The sequence below is a fragment of the Mesonia hippocampi genome (assembly GCF_014197445.1).
Taxonomy (GTDB): Bacteria; Bacteroidota; Bacteroidia; order Flavobacteriales; family Flavobacteriaceae; genus Mesonia; species Mesonia hippocampi.
Genome location: NZ_JACIFO010000005.1, coordinates 198237 through 215444 on the forward strand (window position 1 = coordinate 198237; position 17208 = coordinate 215444).

16 protein-coding genes are annotated in these 17208 nt (G+C 34.2%); 10 read left to right on the forward strand and 6 right to left on the reverse strand.

What is annotated here, in order from left to right:
• Window positions 1–83 precede the first annotated feature (83 nt).
• Window positions 84–1598 carry a helicase HerA-like domain-containing protein gene (locus tag GGR32_RS07625; RefSeq protein WP_183477602.1) on the forward strand — a complete coding sequence of 505 codons (1515 nt, stop codon included), beginning with the start codon at window positions 84–86 and terminating at the stop codon, window positions 1596–1598.
• Window positions 1599–1602: 4 nt separating this feature from the next.
• Here the strand turns inward: GGR32_RS07625 and GGR32_RS07630 are convergent, their stop codons facing one another.
• Complete coding sequence (locus tag GGR32_RS07630) at window positions 1603–2925, reverse strand: dicarboxylate/amino acid:cation symporter (protein ID WP_183477603.1); 1323 nt, start codon at window positions 2923–2925, stop codon at window positions 1603–1605.
• Window positions 2926–2943: 18 nt separating this feature from the next.
• Window positions 2944–4005: a chorismate synthase gene (aroC, locus tag GGR32_RS07635; protein WP_183477604.1), complete on the reverse strand. Its 1062-nt coding sequence runs from the start codon at window positions 4003–4005 to the stop codon at window positions 2944–2946.
• Window positions 4006–4185: 180 nt separating this feature from the next.
• Between aroC and GGR32_RS07640 the strand changes: the two genes are divergently transcribed.
• Window positions 4186–5025 (forward strand): UDP-2,3-diacylglucosamine diphosphatase, encoded by an 840-nt coding sequence (locus tag GGR32_RS07640; RefSeq protein WP_183477605.1) that lies wholly within the window; start codon window positions 4186–4188, stop codon window positions 5023–5025.
• 64 nt (window positions 5026–5089) lie between these two features.
• On the opposite strand, the gene GGR32_RS07645 is transcribed toward GGR32_RS07640, so the two are convergent.
• The gene (locus GGR32_RS07645) at window positions 5090–6277 is read right to left on the reverse strand and encodes an MFS transporter (protein ID WP_425487751.1); all 1188 of its coding nucleotides are present in this window, start codon (window positions 6275–6277) and stop codon (window positions 5090–5092) included.
• Window positions 6278–6536: 259 nt separating this feature from the next.
• Between GGR32_RS07645 and GGR32_RS07650 the strand changes: the two genes are divergently transcribed.
• The 8 genes from GGR32_RS07650 to GGR32_RS07685 all read left to right on the forward strand — a co-directional run bounded on the left by GGR32_RS07650 (window position 6537) and on the right by GGR32_RS07685 (window position 12441).
• Complete coding sequence (locus GGR32_RS07650; protein ID WP_183477606.1) at window positions 6537–7163, forward strand: outer membrane beta-barrel protein; 627 nt, start codon at window positions 6537–6539, stop codon at window positions 7161–7163.
• Between the two features lie 53 nt (window positions 7164–7216).
• The gene (locus GGR32_RS07655; RefSeq protein WP_183477607.1) at window positions 7217–7864 is read left to right on the forward strand and encodes a hypothetical protein; all 648 of its coding nucleotides are present in this window, start codon (window positions 7217–7219) and stop codon (window positions 7862–7864) included.
• A 185-nt stretch (window positions 7865–8049) separates the two neighbouring features.
• Window positions 8050–8679 (forward strand): hypothetical protein, encoded by a 630-nt coding sequence (locus GGR32_RS07660; protein ID WP_183477608.1) that lies wholly within the window; start codon window positions 8050–8052, stop codon window positions 8677–8679.
• A 202-nt stretch (window positions 8680–8881) separates the two neighbouring features.
• Window positions 8882–9397, forward strand: a complete 516-nt coding sequence (locus tag GGR32_RS07665; protein WP_183477609.1) for a hypothetical protein — start codon at window positions 8882–8884, stop codon at window positions 9395–9397.
• A gap of 105 nt (window positions 9398–9502) precedes the next feature.
• Complete coding sequence (locus tag GGR32_RS07670; protein ID WP_183477610.1) at window positions 9503–10093, forward strand: TetR/AcrR family transcriptional regulator; 591 nt, start codon at window positions 9503–9505, stop codon at window positions 10091–10093.
• Between the two features lie 81 nt (window positions 10094–10174).
• Window positions 10175–10915 carry an HD domain-containing protein gene (locus GGR32_RS07675; protein ID WP_183477611.1) on the forward strand — a complete coding sequence of 247 codons (741 nt, stop codon included), beginning with the start codon at window positions 10175–10177 and terminating at the stop codon, window positions 10913–10915.
• 66 nt (window positions 10916–10981) lie between these two features.
• Window positions 10982–11818 (forward strand): hypothetical protein, encoded by an 837-nt coding sequence (locus GGR32_RS07680; protein ID WP_183477612.1) that lies wholly within the window; start codon window positions 10982–10984, stop codon window positions 11816–11818.
• A 137-nt stretch (window positions 11819–11955) separates the two neighbouring features.
• Window positions 11956–12441, forward strand: coding sequence for a hypothetical protein (locus GGR32_RS07685; RefSeq protein WP_183477613.1), 486 nt, complete (start codon window positions 11956–11958; stop codon window positions 12439–12441).
• A gap of 115 nt (window positions 12442–12556) precedes the next feature.
• Here the strand turns inward: GGR32_RS07685 and bshA are convergent, their stop codons facing one another.
• From bshA to GGR32_RS07700, 3 genes are all read right to left on the reverse strand, one after another.
• Window positions 12557–13684, reverse strand: a complete 1128-nt coding sequence (gene bshA, locus GGR32_RS07690; RefSeq protein ID WP_183477614.1) for an N-acetyl-alpha-D-glucosaminyl L-malate synthase BshA — start codon at window positions 13682–13684, stop codon at window positions 12557–12559.
• A gap of 75 nt (window positions 13685–13759) precedes the next feature.
• Window positions 13760–16681 carry a serine hydrolase domain-containing protein gene (locus tag GGR32_RS07695; protein ID WP_183477615.1) on the reverse strand — a complete coding sequence of 974 codons (2922 nt, stop codon included), beginning with the start codon at window positions 16679–16681 and terminating at the stop codon, window positions 13760–13762.
• A 43-nt stretch (window positions 16682–16724) separates the two neighbouring features.
• Window positions 16725–17207, reverse strand: a complete 483-nt coding sequence (locus GGR32_RS07700) for an ABC transporter ATPase (protein ID WP_183477616.1) — start codon at window positions 17205–17207, stop codon at window positions 16725–16727.
• Window position 17208 lies beyond the last annotated feature (1 nt).

A 17208-nucleotide genomic window follows, 5' to 3' on the forward strand; every position in this document is an offset into this window, starting at 1 on the left:
TATTTTTAAACCTTAATCGGCTTCTTAATTAAACAACAGCCTTATCTTTTTTACTATTTTTGAAACTATAAAAAACAGAAAAAATGTCTACTTCAATAGAAAAGTTTATACCACACATACAAGAAGGATATACAACCAAAGGTAATAGCATTGTTTTAGGGGCTGCTATGCTTAATGGAAAACCTATTGCCGAAGCTCAGGTAAGTATCCCTCTAAAAACAATGAATAGGCATGGGCTTATTGCAGGAGCTACAGGTACCGGAAAAACCAAAACCCTACAAATACTAGCAGAAAACCTTTCTGAACAAGGAGTTCCCGTTTTACTAATGGATGTTAAAGGAGATTTAAGCGGAATTGCCAAAGCTTCTGAAAGTAATTTTGAAAAACGCCATCAAGCCATTGGCTATCCTCATAAAAGTCAAGCCTCTCCCGTAGAAATATTAAGCATTTCTGCCCAAAAAGGCGTAAAACTTAGGGCTACCGTAAGTGAATTTGGCCCTGTTTTATTAGCTAGAATATTAGACCTCTCGGAAACCCAAGCAGGCATTTTAGCCATTCTTTTTAAATACTGTGATGATAACCAATATCCGCTGTTAGATTTAGACGATTTAAAAGAGATTATAAAATACAGCACCGATGAGGGTAAAGAAGATTTTGAAAAGGAATACGGGCGAATTTCCAAAGCTTCTACAGGAGCTATTTTACGAAAAATTGTAGCCTTAGAACAACAAGGCGGAAACTTGTTTTTTGGCGAACCTTCTTTTGAGGTAAAAGATTTACTCAAAAAAACTTACGATAATAAAGCCTTTGTAAATGTAATTAGATTAAACGATATCCAAGACAAACCCAAGTTGTTTTCTACTTTTATGTTAAGCTTATTGGCAGAAATATACACCACTTTTCCGGAACAAGGCGATAGCGAAAAACCAACTTTGGTACTGTTTATAGATGAGGCACACCTTATTTTTAAAGAAGCAAGTAGCGCATTACTGGAGCAGATAGAAAGTATTGTTAAATTAATTCGCTCTAAAGGTGTTGGTATTTATTTTGTTACCCAAAACCCTACCGATATTCCTTCGGAAGTATTAGGGCAATTAGGTTTAAAAATACAACACGCCCTTCGTGCTTTTACAGCCAAAGACCGAAAAGCTATTAAACTTACTGCACAAAACTATCCGCTTTCTGATTTTTATACCACAGAAACCATAATTACAGAACTTGGTATTGGTGAAGCTCTCGTAACGGCCTTAAACGAAAAAGGAAAACCAACTCCTCTTGCTGCTACTATGCTACGTGCTCCAATGAGTAGAATGGATATTTTAACCCCTGAAGAACTTAACGGCCTTATCGATAACTCTGCATTGGTTAAAAAATACAACAGCCCTATAAATAGAGAAAGTGCCGCTGAGCTTTTAAAAGAAAAAATACGACTTGCCTCACAGGAGGAAAACAAGAAAAAAGCTAAAGAAGAACGAGAAACCTTAGCTAAAAATTCTAAAAAGGAAAACAAAACTCAAGATGCCATTTTAAAAGTACTTACCAGCGCTACTTTTATTCGAGGAGCGCTAAGTATTTTAAATAAAATGATTAAACGTTAACAGCTTATTTCTTTTCTTTTGATATGGGGTGATAATTATCGTCCCATTTTTTTTCTGTTGGGCAGTCGTTAAGCTTCCCTACAGATTTCCCTACAATCATAGACACTGCTGCATCTCCAGTAACATTTACCGTTGTTCTGCACATATCTAAAGGTCTATCTACTGCAAAAATCAATGCTAAACCTGCTTCGGGAATCCCTGCTTGCGCAAGCACAATTACCAACATTACCATACCAGCTCCTGGCACTGCTGCCGATCCAATAGCTGCAAGTGTTGCCGTTGCAATAATACCTAGCTGTGTACCGAAAGATAAATCCATCCCAAAAGCTTGCGCTATAAATACGGCTGCTACTGCCTGATAAAGGCTGGTTCCGTCCATATTGATGGTAGCTCCTATGGGCAATACAAAACTAGACACCTCTTTTTCTACGCCTAAATGCTCTTCTACACGCTCCATCGTTACCGGAAGTGTTGCTGCACTAGAACTGGTTGAAAAAGCTAATAATTGAGCTGGTGATATTCCGTTTACAAAAAACCTAGGCGTTTTTTTGGTAAACACCCAAACCAATAAAATGTAAATAAGAATCATTAATAACAAGCCTATTATCACACTTAACGCATACATCCCCAATGCCTTAAATAAATCTGTACTAGGCGATTCTACCACCAAAGCTGCTAACAGCGCAAAAACACCATAAGGTGCTGCCAGCATTATAATGTCTATTAATTTTAGGATGACTTCATTAAATCCATCAAAAAAATCTTTAACAGGTTTTGCTTGTTGTTCTGGGATTAAAATAAGTCCTATTCCAAAAAATATAGCGAAGAAAATAACCTGTAACATATTGGTATTTTTACTTGCTGCCCCCACTATGTTAGACGGCACAATATCTACCAAACTTTGCAGCGGCCCGGCTTCTTTTTGTCTTTTAGCATCGGCTTGTTTAGATTGAGCATCGCTACTATAGTTTGTAATAAGCTCTTGGCGAGTTTCCTCTGTTATAGACTTTCCGGGTTGTATTGTATTAACCACTAGTAAACCTATACTTACCGCAATTACGGTTGTCCCCATATAGGCTCCAATAGTTCTAAATCCCATTAAGGAAAGTTTAGAAATATCTTTTAAATCTGAAACTCCTTTAATTAACGAAGCTAATATTAAGGGAACTGCAATAAGCTTTAAAAGGTTGATAAAGATAGTTCCAAAAGGTTTTACCCAGTCGCTAATAAAGCTGGAACCCCAGCTAAAATTACTACAAATTAAGGCAAAAAGCACCCCTAAAACCATTCCTAATAATATCTGCCAATGCAGTGCTAGTTTCTTCATCTTCTGTTTCCGTTTTTCTTACAATTGTGTTTTTCTTATTAAATAATAATCTACCAATACCAAAGCTGCCATAGCCTCTACAATAGGAATTGCTCTTGGCACCACACACGGGTCATGCCGCCCTTTCCCTATTATTTCAACTTTTTCGGCATTTGTATTTATAGATGCTTGTGCCTGCATTATGGTAGCTACAGGCTTAAATGCTACGTCAAAATAAATTGGCATTCCATTAGAAATACCGCCTTGTATGCCGCCACTATAATTAGTTTGTGTAGTTCCGTCCTCATTAAAAATATCGTTATGCTGACTCCCTAATAATTTTGTCCCTTCAAAACCACTCCCGTATGCAAAACCCTTTACGGCATTGATAGAGAGCATTGCTTTAGCAAATTCTGCCTGTAATTTATCAAACACAGGCTCGCCTAGAGCTAAAGGAACATTTTCGATAACGCAATGTACTATCCCGCCAATGGTATCGCCTTGTTTCCTGATGTTTTTTATATAAGCTTCCATTGTTTGTGCAAGCTTTTTATCGGGGCAACGCACTGGATTTTTCTCAATTTCGGTAAAATCTACCTGGTGTTTATCTGCTTCAAAAACAACCGTTCCAATAGCTTTTGTATAGGCTGTAATTTTTATTTCTGGGATAACCTGCTTGGCAATAGCTCCTGCTACTACCCTACAAGCAGTTTCTCTGGCACTAGCGCGCCCGCCACCTCGATAATCTCTAAATCCGTATTTCTTATCGTAGGTGAAATCTGCATGACTCGGACGATAAACTTCCTTTATGTGACTGTAATCTTTAGATTTTTGGTTGGTATTTTCAATTATAAAACCAATAGGCGTTCCGGTAGTTTTTCCTTCAAAAACTCCCGATAGAAATCTAACCTCATCGGCTTCTTTACGTTGTGTTACAATAGAAGATTGCCCTGGCTTTCGGCGGTTTAATTCTTGCTGAATTCTATTAAAGTCTAAACAAATACCAGCGGGACAACCATCTATAACTCCGCCAATGGCCTCTCCATGAGATTCGCCAAAAGTGGTAAGTTTAAATATGTTTCCGAATGTATTTCCTGGCATTGTTTAATATTTCAACAAATATAATTTTTTTAAGCAAAATTTTAAGGGTTTATTGGGATTTAGCCAAAAACAACCTCTGCAAGCCTTTAGTATTCATAATACAAACTTTACACAAGCGTAAGTTATACTTAATCTAATTGTGAAAATTGTTAATTTAATTTGTAAAAAGGATTAATAGTTTTGAAAAAACGCAATATAGATTTAGTGGTAATTTCTGATGTACACCTAGGAACTTTTGGGTGTCATGCTAAAGAATTATTGCTTTATCTTGATAGTATCTCTCCTAAACACCTTATTTTAAATGGTGATATTGTAGACATTTGGCAATTTAGAAAGCGTTATTTTCCTAAAACGCATTTAGAGGTCATCAAGAAAATTATCGACTTGTCTGCACAAGGCACTCGAGTAACTTATATTACAGGAAACCACGATGAAATGCTCCGTAAATTTAGCGATGTTTCTATGGGGCGTATTGCTATTGTAGATAAGCTTGTGCTAGAATTAGATGGCAAAAAAGCCTGGTTTTTTCATGGAGATGTTTTTGATGCTTCCATACAAAATGCAAAATGGTTGGCTAAGTTAGGCGGCTGGGGCTACGATGTGCTTATTTTACTTAATAGGTTTGTAAATTGGTGGCTTTTAAAGTTTAAACAAGAAAAATTTTCGCTCTCCAAAAAAATAAAAAACAGCGTAAAGAAAGCAGTAAAACACATTCAAGATTTTGAACAAGTAGCTGCAGAATTAGCAATAGATAACGGGTATAAATATGTGATTTGCGGACACATACACCAACCCCAAGTAGTACGCAAGGTAACAAAAAATGGCACTTGCCTCTATTTAAATTCTGGAGATTGGGTAGAAAACCTCACGGCGCTAGAATACCATAAAAAACGTTGGGAACTGATAAATTTTAACCCCGAAGATTACAAAAACAAACCCAAAATAACTACCGATACCGATAATACTGTAAAGAGTATGCTCGCTGCAATTACCATTACACAAAAAACAGCTGTTAAATAACTGTTTTGTAAGCTAAAAACCCTTTCAATAAAAATAATTTTTTATACTTTATTATATTCCAGCTTTATTTTCTGTGTTTTAAAAGCATATAACCTAAAGCGATAAACGCAATACCTCCTATGCTATACATTACCTCGGGTATGTTATCAATTCTACTTTGGTAATACCAGCCCGAAAATAAAGCGCCTAATCCTATTCCTGCTTCTAGTGCAATATACATCGTTGCTACTGCCTTACCTCGTGCATGTTTTAGGCTCATATCTATTGTCCAAGCATTTAATGAAGGAGATAACACTCCCATAGCAATTCCGTATAAAATAGCTCCTGAGATAAATAACATTACCGATGTTGCCAAACCTAATAATAACATAGCTATGACTAAAACTACCAGTCCGATAATAATTACTATTTTCCGTCCGTAATAATCAGAAGCTTTTCCCGCTACAAACCTCACCAATAATGATGAAACTGTAAAAACTATAAAAAACATTCCTTTATTTGCTATTCCTAAGTAAGCTGTCCAATCGGGTATCAAGGTAAGTATTACCCCAAACGAACTATAAACCAATAATACCACAAAGGCTGCAGGTAAAACTTCTGTAGCTATAATCTCATTTCTATTAATACGTAATAAAGCCCATTTAAATTTTTGTTTAGGCTGTAATGTTTCCTTCATGTTTAAAATAACCAGCATCGACATGAAAGCGCAGATAGAAGAAGCATAAAATAGTACATCATACGTATAATTCATTTTTATAAAACTCCCAACAGCAGGGCCAATTGCCATCCCTGTACTATAAAATAAGCTTTGCATACCAATAGCAGCTCCCCAAGATTTTGCCGGAGTTATATCGGCAACATAAGCAGAAGTAGCAGTAGGTTTAAAGCCTGTTGAAAAACCATGAAACAATCGCAACAACAAAAATCCTAATACGGTATTTGCCATTGGGTACAACATTCCACATAGTACACAAACTATGGTTCCAAATATCATAACAGGCAACCTGCCAATTGTATCGGTAAGTTTCCCACTAAAAGGACGAGATAAACCTGCAGTAAGAGTAAACAACGAAATAATAAAACCTATATACTTTGCTCCGCCCATAGTAGTAAGGTAAGCGGGCAACTCTGGAATAAGCATATTATAACTTGCAGAAAAAAGCAACGAGCTCAAACAAATTAAACCTAACTTTAGGTTATATACAGGGTGAGCACTGCTTGATATAAAAGTTTTAGGTCTTATTTTATTCACTTACGAAGTATTTGTAGTTTAATTTCAACAAAACAATAAATTGATATTTACAGCAAAGTAACAACAATCTATTTTCCTTAAAAAGGATAAACATTTCTTATTTAAAAATGTTTATCCTAAAAACACTTTTTCTAAATAATATTTTTATTACATTAGTATATTTACTAACTATTTATTAAATTTTTATCAAAAAACATACATCATTTAAACACAGAACAACCACTATTCTAATTATTTCTCACAAAAAAATCTACAATAAATGAAAAAAATAACTTTCCTCCTGTCTTGCTTTCTATTCCTAGCAATTAACCTGCTACAAGCCCAAGAAAAAGAAGAAACATCTAAATTTAATATAATTGGGTATGGTGGAATTGGCTACGGAATTGTAGAAAACAACAACCAACCTAACTATAACCTAAACAGTAATAACGGAGAAATCCTCTTGAATTACAAGCTTAATCAAAAATTTGGAGTAGCAACAGGAATAGGCTTTAACGAATTGTCGGGTAACGGTTTTAATTCAGCGGGAAACTTTTATCATGAAAGAAGCTTACTAAAAATCCCAGCACTAGTTACGTTAAACGCTAAAATAGCTGAAAACATAAAAATAGTAGGAAACTTAGGTTTTTACACACAAACCATTATTAAAGACGAATATAGATTTTTAAACAACACCCAAAAAGATATTTATGAAGGATGGAATTTTGGAGCGCAGATTGGATTGGGCTTTTTATATGAACTTTTTGACAACTTTTACGCTGGGATAAACCTCAACAGCCAATCTGATTTTAATAAATTTAAAACCGCTAAAAATGCAGTTATAAATGATAAACAAAAAATCAAAAGTCAAAACTCAATTGGGATAATGTTCTTCGTTAATTTATAAACTATAAAACCTAGCCTTTTCATGTAAATATTGCATTCCCTAAACCTCATATTATGAAAAATATACTTTACTTTTTCCTATTCATTATTCCTTTTTTTAGTTTTTCTCAAGAAAGCATCAAACTAACATATAAGGCTCCTAAAAGCGCTGAAACCAAAATGTATAACGCCCTTAATGATATTATACTTCTTTCCATAACCACCGAAGACCTAAATGCTAAAGGGAAAAAATTCCTACTCAGGAAAGAAGAAATCATCAATGGGAAAGTAAAAAGAAACGACAGCCTACTTTCTTGTAAAACAATAACCCGCCCCATAATTACCGGTAAAGACACCTTAAACTATGTAGTTAATGCCTGTAATAGCACACAATTTTTTGAAAGCCTAGAGAAACAAGAAATCATATTTGGAGGAAAATTTATAAACGATTCTATCAAAATAATCATCAACTACCCAGGCATTAGCATTAGAAGCAAACTAAAAGCAGATGACAGTTTTGTGCTGATGGCACTGCAGGAAGAAGACAAAGAAGGCTCGTTTGAACTAACAACAGGTGAAGAATTTCCTATTATCGCATTAACACCACCAATTAAAGGCAACGGATATTCCTCCTACTGCCTTATAGACAATACAGAAATAAAGAATTTTTATACCGAGTATAACATTGAAAGGTATTATGTTTACTACCTTACCATAAAATAATTTTTTTACAACTTATACAACACAAAGTAAATCTAAAATACACTCAAAGCATATCTGATATTTTTTACAAAAAGAACAGAAACAATCCAAATTATTAACATAAATCAATAAAATCTAATATCTGTTAAATGTTTATTACTAAAAAGTAATATATATTTGAGGATATATAGAAGTTACCCACAATTATGAAAAAAATCCTGCTAACATTTATAATAGGAATATTAATTCTCTCTTGTTCAGCCACCAAAACTGGAAAAGACAAAACAAAATACTTCGATGAAAATAATGTTGAAATTAGTAAATCTAAATTCGACCGAATTCGATCAACAAATAAATTGTTGGACATTCCAGGAGATTCAATTAATCATAAAAAACTGACTTTAAGAGAAAAACGAGGGAAAATAAATGACAGAAAAAGCCTTGAATTATTACTTGAGAAAAGCACAAATACAGAATTAGACTCAAACAAACCTATTGTTATAATATACTATCCTGGAAAAGACCCCTGTAACAGTAGCGGAACAACTAAACCCGAATGGATTAAAAGTTGGTATAAACAATTAGAAGACGGATTAAATCAAATCGCTGAAGTAAAGCCTTTATACATATTTAAAGATAACGATGGACTTGAAAAATACAATGGGATTTTAAGTTGGAAAAAAGACCCTGAAAAAACTATTGAAAGATTATTTTTTGAAAATCATTATCCTTGTAGCAGTTTTGTAGTTATTTCTAAAAATGGTGATTACATAAGTTACTTTGGGGAATTTGGAAATGAATATGTTTGGGAAGCAACTCAACTTATGAATAAATAAATAAATAAATAAATACGTTTTACAGCACCAATACCCCTCGCACAAACCCATAACTTAATTAAGTAGGTAAAAAACTAAACCCCTTTTAAGCTTGACACAACCTTCTTTTTTAAACATAAAAAGTTACCTATCGTTGAAGCTAATACCTCAATACAATCGCCACATCTGTCAAAGCATTATAAGTAATTAAAAACAAACCTAGATGAATACAAGTCTAACAATCAACCAGTCAGCTTCCTCAAGATACAAGGTAGCCGAGATGTTAATTGAATTATTAAAAATCTACCTTGTAATAGTACCTCTTCAAGTTTTATTTAAAAGAAGGCTAAAAAAATCTCGAACTCTCTTGGAAAAATGTAGCGAAAACACCATTGGCAGCGATATATTAAAAATGCTCAAAGAAAATAACCTTGATGTAATTCCTTTTTACGAAGAACATGACTTAAAACATTTAGTACTTAATTATGGGATGACCTCTGAGGAAGAAATTAAAATGCAGGCGTTTTTATTTGGAAATGGAGATCGAAGTATTTCATGTCTATTGTTTTTATTCTCTGGCATTATTATGCCGTCAGCTTGGAGCAAATTTTATAAAGAATACAAAAGAGGAAAATTATCGCCTGATATCTCAAATTTAAAACTTGAAAAATGTAAAAATTTATCAACAGCTAACTTAAAATACAAATATCAAAACCACTTATATAGGAATAACAATTAGCGTTTATATAAATAAAAAAATTACAGCATCTGTCAACTACACAAACCGCTTAAGATTGTTTCAAAATCTTTTTGTTTATTTGTAGTCTTTTCAATAATAATTTTAATGAAAAAATCAGCACTAACCCGTCATAACATCCTAACTAAAGCTTTTGAATTAATTTATGCTAATGGGTATAGAGCTTCTAGCATCGACGATATCCTTACCAATACACAAGTAACCAAAGGAGCCTTTTACTACCATTTTAAAAACAAGGAAGAAATGGGCATTGCGCTGATTAATGAAATATTAAAAACTCACCTATCAAAAAAATTTATTGAGCTGCTAGAAAGTAAAGATACCCCATTAGAGTCTATATACTGCCTAATACATTATCTTCTTATTGAAGATAGGTTGTTAAAAACAGAGCTAGGTTGTCCAGCATCAAACCTCATCCAAGAAATGACACCTTGGAATACTCCTTTTTCTAATGCATTAAATAACTTGGTTAACGAATGGTTAAACTTATTAGAAGCTACACTTGAAAAAGGAAAAAAAGATGGATTTATCAATAAAGAAATAAACTCAAAATCGGTAGCTACTTTTATTCTTTCTGGGTATTGGGGCGCAAGAAATCTAGGTAAACTAGAAAAATCTAAAAAACCTTATAATACTTTCTTAGAGCAACTTAAAACCTATTTAAAAACCTTGGAATAATTTTTTTTACCAAAAAACATACTAATTGGTATGTTTTTATAACTTTGCATACTAATCATAATCTATAAATACAGAAATAGTATGTACAACAACTTAGGAGTATTGAAGAAAAAAGAAATCTCGAGTTTTAAACGTGGACTTATAAGCGCTAAACTTGGAGAAAATAAAAACAAGTTATTCAATTGGCTAGGCATAAAATCGTATAGAGAAATCGATTTTAAGCAAATAAGCATACCCGATTCTAAAATTGCCGCTTTAGCCATAGAGGAAGCTAACGATTTATATTCGCCTTCACTACTAAAACACTGCTACAGAACTTATTTTTTTAGTGCAGGATTAGCCATTTCTCAAAATTTAAAAACAGATATAGAGTTTCTATTTACCACTTCCATCTTACATGATATAGGTCTAACCGATAAACACAACCACGCCTGTAGCCAACAATGCTTTGCTATTTACGGAGGAGATTTTATAAAGGAGTTTGCCTTAAAAAACGGAATTGACGAACTAAAGGCAACCAAAATGAAAACCGCTATAGATATGCATTTAAACCCTTATGTAAACAGAAAAAAATTTGGAAACGAAGCCTACCTTTTATCTAAAGGAGCTGCCATGGATGTGGTTGGCGCGCACACCTTCCAACTTAATCATAATTTTATTCACAAGGTACATCAAGAGTTTCCCCGCACCCACTTTAAAGAAGATATTCTTAACACCATGACATCATTAAACCATAAAAAAAACACAAGAGCAGATATACTTTTTAAAATGGGGTTTAAAAAACTTGCGGCTAATAATAAACTAAATTCAGTATTCAAATAAATCACACAACCTGAAAAACAAACAGTTACTTTTTGTATATTTGGTTTTAACCCAAAAACCTATTTTATGAAAACTACATTCCTTAGCCTTTTTATAAGTATTTTATTGTTTTCCTGTTCTAGTGATGATGATACAAGCAACAACACTCCCGAGCCAGAAACCCAAAACAAAAGCTACTTCCCTACGGCAATAAATAACAGTTGGACATACCAAAACACCAGCCAAATAGAAGGACATGACAACAAAAGTCAAAACCAAGAAAAAATCCATATAGCCGATAGTCATAACAAAGAAAATACTACTTTTTATACCTTTCAATCCAATTTAAGTTTTGAAAATCAAGGGCTAGTTACCGGAGCGCTAACTACTGGAGAGCTAGCAGAAGTAAACAAAGAACTAATTTATAACGGAAATTTTAAAGTAGACTTAAGCCCATTAGGTATAGGTGAATATATAGAAATTCCTATTACCAACCTTATTATATATAAAAGTGATGCCGATAAAAACACCATCCTCGCAGAGATTTCTGGCACGCACCAGCAAGATGTAAATTGGCAAATGAGCGCCCCTATCCCCTTAACATTAAATTACAGCATCACTTCTAAACAAAATGAAAGCCCAAATGAATTCGAGGTAAACTCCACTACATATACCGATGTAATCTCGGCAGCATTAAGTATAGAAATTAAACTTGATGCTTCATTATTAGGTCTTTCTATCCCCATTATGAAACCTCAGGAAGCCGTAATTTCTACCAATTACTTCGCAAAAGATGTAGGCTTAATCCATAGCAAAACAACCACTCATTATGTAGTTGAAGATTTATCTAACTTTGGCGTCCTTAACATCCCAGATTTTAGATTAATTAGCTCACAAGATTTAATTGATTATAACTTGCAGTAATGCTGTACTTACAAAAACCCTTATTTACACACACAAATAAGGGTTTCTTATTTTTAACCTATATTTTATAAAAATTAACGCTTTATAAAGCATTTTGCTAAGGCTGCTCTTATACCTTTGGGTTAAAACAATATCTTATGAAAAAATTCGTAATGTTAGCCTTTATAGGCTTTGGATTTATTTTTACCGCTAAAGCACAAGAAATATCTAAAAACGCAATCGGACTCCGCATGGGTGGTTCTGATGGCGTTGGCGCAGAAGTTTCTTATCAACGACAAATTCACAAAGAAAACAACAGGATCGAAGCTAACCTAGGTTGGAGAAACAATAGTAGTTTTGATGTTTTTAAACTTACAGGATTATACCATTGGGTTTGGAATATAGAAAACAACTTTAATTGGTATGCAGGTGCTGGTGCAGGTTTTGGAAATGTAGAAGACAAACACCACTACCATAACGATGGTAGCTTTTTATACCTTGCCGGGACAATAGGTATTGAATATAATTTTGATATCCCTTTACAAATCTCATTAGATCTTCGTCCAGAATTTAGCTTTAGCGATTACCATGCTATAAACGATGTTACACCAGATTTAGCACTTGGCGTACGTTATAAATTCTAATCATATAATATAGTTGAATTACCCTAAAACAGGTTAACAGCTTTACCTATATAATTAAATTGAAACCTAACCTGTAAAGTTAAACTTTACAGGTTTTTTTATTGTGCCTAATAAATTAATATTGGTTTATTGCTTTTTTATAAACCGCCTCATATTGCGGAACAACTTTCTCGATATCAAAAGCCAAAGCTGTTGTTTTTGCTTGCTGCTTAAATTGTTTTAAAACAGCATCGTCTTTAAGTATTTTAACGGCATTTGCAGCCATTTCAGACACATTACCTACATCGCTTAAATATCCCGAAAACCCTTGCCTATTTACCTCGGGAAGCCCTCCTGTATTAGACGAGATTACAGGCACGCCATTTGCCATGGCCTCTAAAGCTGCTAGCCCAAAACTTTCCGACTCTGAAGGAAGTAAAAATAAATCAGAGAAACATAAAATTTTATTAATCTCGGTACTCTCTCCCATAAAAAGCACATCTTGCCTAATTCCTAACTCTTTGGCTAACTCTTTGGCAGGTAATTGTTGTGGCCCATCACCTACCATTATCAATTTAGCTTTACATTGCTTTCTTAACTCGGCAAAAATTTTAATTACATCTATTATTCGTTTTACTTTTCTAAAGTTAGAAATGTGCGTAACAATTCGTTCATCTTCGTTTGCCATAATGCTACGTTGGCAATCAGAAAAATGACCCCTTAGCTTACTAAAATCTATAAAGTTAGGAATTACTTTTATAGCGTTTTTTATATCAAATAATCGTAAAGTATCATCTTTTAAACTTTGAGATACCGAAGTTACACAATCGCTTTTATTGATACTAAAAGTTACTGCAGGTTTATAAAAAGGATGATTTCCCACCAAGGTAATATCTGTTCCGTGTAAGGTAGTAACCATAGGTATATCTATGCCTTCTTCTGCCAACATTTGTTTTGCCATATAGCCTGCATAAGCATGAGGAATAGCGTAATGTACATGCAAAACTTCTATCTTATGAAGCTTTACCATATCTACCAATTTGCTAGACAAAGCTAACTCGTAAGGCTGGTAGTGAAATAACGGATACTCAGGAACATTAACCTGATGGTAGTGGATATGATTAGACAAATGCTCTAATCGTACAGGCTGCTTATAAGTTATAAAATGTACTTGATGCCCTCGCTTAGAAAGCGCCATTCCTAATTCGGTAGCTACTACACCACTTCCTCCAAAAGTAGGATAACATACAATGCCTATTTTCATAACTTAATGTATTTTATTAGTATTTCTAAGAAAACCGACAGATTTTACCCCTATAATTAATATGCAAAAAGTATCCTAATCAATTATTGCATCGTAAATAATTCGTTGTATATCTGTACGTATATTTTCTGTAATTAACTTTCTATTACCTGCATCTGGATAAGTTCTGTTAGACAGGAAAACATAAATTAATTCTGCCTCCGGATCTGCCCATGCGTAAGTACCTGTAAAACCCGTATGCCCAAAACTTGTCATAGATACACAACCACAGGTAGGGCCAACATCGCCCAATTGAGGTTTATCGAAACCTACGCCTCTACGTACATCTTCATCACAATAATAACAGGTATTAAAGGCCGCTATTGTGGTTTCTTTAAAATAACGTTTACCTCCATAATAACCTTTATTAAGGTACATTTGCATTATTTTAGCAACATCATTAGCATTGCTAAACAAGCCGGCATGTCCTCCAATTCCTCCCTGCATTGCCGCACCTTGGTCATGTACTGTTCCTTGAATGGTTTGCATACGCCAATAAGTATCGTCTTCTGTTGGAATTATATTTTGCTTTGGGTAATACTGTAAAGGCAAATAGCTTGTACGCGAAGCTCCTAAACTTTTATATAAATGCTGTTGTACAAGCTTATCTAAACTTTGGCTGTAATGCGTCTCTATATACTTTTTTAATAAATAATAAGGTAAATCACTGTATTTATATTCGTCTGCCTCACGTAACTCACTAGCGGCTATTTCATGATACATCGTATCTTGATAGTCTTTTCGCATATACATTTTCGGTGCTACCTCTACTGAAAAGATCGCATTTTTTTTATGGCTAAAATAATCGGTTGAAGGTTCTTTTGTTAAACTATCAAGGGTACTTACATAAAACGGAATCCATGCTTTAAACCTAGCGTAATGACTCAACATTCTTTTTAAAGAAATATCCGCCTTATTGGTCGTACTCAATTCGGGTAAAATATCTTTCAACGTACTTTGCATGTTTACCTCTCCTTTTTCATAAAGCTCCATAAACAAAGGTAAAGTTGCCAGAATTTTGGTTAACGATGCTACATCATACAAATCTTCATCCTTTACTTTTTGTTTTTTCTGATAGGTATGATACCCAAAATTTTTCTGATAAACTACTTTTCCTCTTCTTGCCACAAGTACCTGCAAACCTGGAGTCATACTATCGTTTACGGCTCTATTAGCAACAGCATCTATTTGGTAAAGCATTTTAGGGTCTATCCCCACGCGTTCTGGCAAACTATAAGATAAACGTTTAATAGCTTTAGTTTTAAACTGAGTTCCTACAGGAAATTCTTTTCCTATACTTACAGGAAGTTTTCCTTTTGCCCCAATAGCCCCAAAAATTAACTCTGCCATTTTGTTTTGGGCAATTTCACTATTTTGATAGCCTATTACAATTCCTTTTAAATTGGTGGTACTTTTTACATCCAACAAAGCATAGGGACGTGTAAATACAGAAAGAATTGTAGGTTTTACACGGGCTATTTCATGAAGCCAAACCAACTCTTTATTAGTAAATTTATAAGATTTCCATGGACTTTGGTTAGACTTATGAAAACCTATAATAACTTTTGTATAAGAAGATAATGCTGTGATTAACTCGTTAAGATGGGGCTTCTCTAGCTTATCTACCTTAGCATATTTATTAAGTTGAGTAAAAAAAGCATCGCCATTATCATCGCCAAAATGTACATAAGCTATTTTTTCTTCGGCTAAATCTTTAACAGGAATAATTCCCGTATCATTTTTAATAAGGGTTATTGCATTTTCTAAAAGTTCTTCATACAACACATCATTTGCTTCGGTGTTTAAGTCCTCTACAAGTTCTGCTCTATCTACAGGAGTTAAATTGTTCAAACCTGCTTGATACTTTGCCATCAATATTTTTTTTACCGAATAAGCCAAACGTTCTTCTGTAACAATACTGTCTTGATAAGCTTGGTATAGCTTTGCCGAAGCTTTAGGGATGTTTTTAGAAATTAACAAAATATCATTTCCTGCCAGAAATGCTTCTAAATCTACTTCTCCTGGAGCTGCATAATCGGCTACACCGTTCATATTTAAAGCATCGGTGAAAATAAGTCCTTCGTATGCGTATTCTTCTCGTATTAGCCCACTAATAATTTTCTTAGATAATGAAGAAGGAAAATTAGCTCGACCCTCTAATGCAGGAACATTCAAATGCCCTACCATTACACTAGAAACCTTTTCCTTTATAATTTCTCGAAAAGGGTATAACTCTAACGAGTCTAAACGGGTACGACTAAAATCTAACCTAGGTAAAGCTTTATGCGAATCGATATCGGTATCACCATGCCCAGGAAAGTGTTTTGCGCTAGAAAGGACGCCTTCTTGGTGCATGCCTTGCATAAAAGCAATGGCTTTTTGGGTAACGTTATACTTATCTTCTCCAAACGAACGATTACCGATAATAGGGTTTGCAGGATTGTTGTTAATATCCACCACAGGACCAAAATTTACATGTACGCCTAAACGTTTACAGTGTCTGGCAATGGCTGCTCCTGTTTTTTTAACAAGCTCGTCATCTTCTATCGCTCCCAAAGTCATATTCCAAGGGAAAGCATAGGTAGAATCTAATCGCATGGCCAAGCCCCATTCGGCATCCATAGCAATTAATAAGGGTACTTTTGCAGCTTGTTGATATTCGTTAGTAAGTTTAGCTTGTTGTTGAGGTCCTCCTTTAGAAAAAATAATCCCACCTATATGATACTGTTGGATTAAGTGTTTTATGTAATCGGTTTCTTTTTTGCTTTTATTAGAGAAAATATCCACCATAAAGAGTTGACCTATTTTTTCTTGTAAGCTTAATGTATTATACGTGCTATCTACCCATTTCTTTTGAGTGAGATAATCTTTGGTTTCGAGTGGAGATTTTACACGTGATTGTGCTAAGGCAACAAGGTTTATCCCTAAAAAAAACAGACAAAAAAACAGCTTCTTCATTAAAAAAATACAACTTTATTTATACCAGACTTCTTTGTTAAAACTATAAAAAACGTTGATGCCAACTGTCTTTTAATGGCACTTCCCAATCGTTTACATACTCTACTTTTGTATTTACTAAGTTATTAAATACAATGGTATTGGCAGAAACCGACTTGTTTTTTACTAATTTTTTAAAATCGATAAGGGGTTTATAAGCAACAAATTCACCTTGTTTAAAGCTCACGTTCATCTTATCTAATAAGTCTACCTGATATTTTTTCTCTAACGATTGAATAAAGTGTACTTGCGCATCTATAGAGCAGCCACTCGCTATTGTTACTTCTTGGTCTAAACCAATAATGATAAAGCGTTTATATTTAATTTCGAAACCTGCTTTAAGGCTTGCTCCATGAGCTGCCCATTGGGTTAGGAACTGGGTTAATTCTTGTTCTAATTCTATGAGCTCATCTGCGGTAAATGAGCGGTTGGCTTGATATATCCATATACGAGCTTCTTCTGGAAGCTCTTGAAAAGGTACGAGCATA